At 45.6% G+C, this 1,374-nt stretch carries 2 protein-coding genes; both read left to right on the plus strand.

Annotation, left to right across the window (positions count from 1 at the left end; genetic code table 11):
• Positions 1 to 1,045, plus strand: a 1,045-nt coding sequence (locus ACRC27_RS12990) for a Wzy polymerase domain-containing protein (protein WP_438640069.1), incomplete at its 5' end; no start/stop codon positions are given.
• A 192-nt stretch (positions 1,046 to 1,237) separates the two neighbouring features.
• A partial coding sequence (locus ACRC27_RS12995) for a prepilin peptidase (protein ID WP_438640070.1) occupies positions 1,238 to 1,374 on the plus strand: 137 nt, incomplete at its 3' end.

The following is a 1,374-nucleotide window of genomic DNA, read 5'->3' on the forward strand; positions in this document are numbered from 1 at the left end:
CACACTGCTGCGCCAAAATCACCAACATAAACAAAATGCAGCGCTATTTTTTATCGCCCTGAGTATTGGTCTACTATGGGGGCTAGCACAAAATTTTTGGCTGAATGATATTACCCTGCTGATGGCTGATCGGGTTTCATTGGAAAGTCCCCGAGCCTATACCTACCCGCAAACACTGCAACTGTGGGCCGCCAAACCACTGCAGGGCTGGGGATTTGGTAATTTTGAATCGGCTTATTTGTGGTTCAGTGCTAAAGGTTATGCTGCAGGTCAGTTTGACCATGCAGGGCTGGCGGGGCTGGCACATGCCCACAACGAAATCTTACAACTTGGTGCACAAGGCGGGATTATTCCAGTGCTAGGCTTACTGCTGGCTGCACTGGCTGTTTTTCATGCCTGCGTTCAACAAAAATATGCCCCTATGTTTGTAGCACTGTTGATCCCGCTGGCATTACACAGCCAACTTGAATACCCCTTCTACCACTCTGTTCCGCACTGGCTGATGTTTGTTGTATTAATTGCACTGATTGATAAACCAGCTCAGAGCACATTGCCAGTTGCTCGCACCTTTGCGTTACGGCTTTCAGGTTATTTACTGTTTGGATTTACCCTCATTTTTATGCTCACCACCTTGCATACCACCCACAATTTGTATCGGTATGAAACGCAAGGCCGTAAAGATCTCTCATTAGTCGTCAACAACATCAACCCAATAGCATGGTATCGGCGGCTCAATTTTTACCTGATTGTGGAAACCATCAATGCCGCCGTAGCAACGGATAATCAGCAAGATCTGAAAAAAGTAGAGCAGTGGATTAAAGAGGATATGCGCGCCTACCCACGCACCGAATACTACAATTTTTTGGCGATGGTTTATCACGAACAAGGAAAGACCACACAGCTAGCTAAACTCCAACGCGAAGCCTATTTTCTGTTTCCTGATGATGCCAGCTTGTTTACTGCTGAGTATTTCCAAAAAAATAAACTGGCAAACCCGAAATACCCACCCAGCCAAATAACGGCTACATCCACTGAAAAACCGTGAGTGTATTGAAAGCAAAACATGGGCTTTAAAAAGATAAATACGCAATTTTACGTTTAACGATAAACCACGCAACAGCCCAAGACGCCTCTCGTATTTTACGGTAAAATTGTTCGGCATAATGAGGGTTTCACTCAGTAAACAAATAGATATAAGCACTCTACGTTGTACTTATATCTTCCTCTTTCCCGCGCCTTGCGCACTATCATAATAAGGTTTCCAGTGGACGGAATAACTCTGTTAGCGGCGCTGTTCGGTTTGGTTATTGGCAGTTTTCTGAATGTGGTGATCTACCGCTACCCGATCATGCTTGAACGCCGCTGGCGGGCCGA

The organism is Plesiomonas sp. (assembly GCF_051650925.1).
GTDB lineage: Bacteria > Pseudomonadota > Gammaproteobacteria > Enterobacterales > CAMTGL01 > Plesiomonas.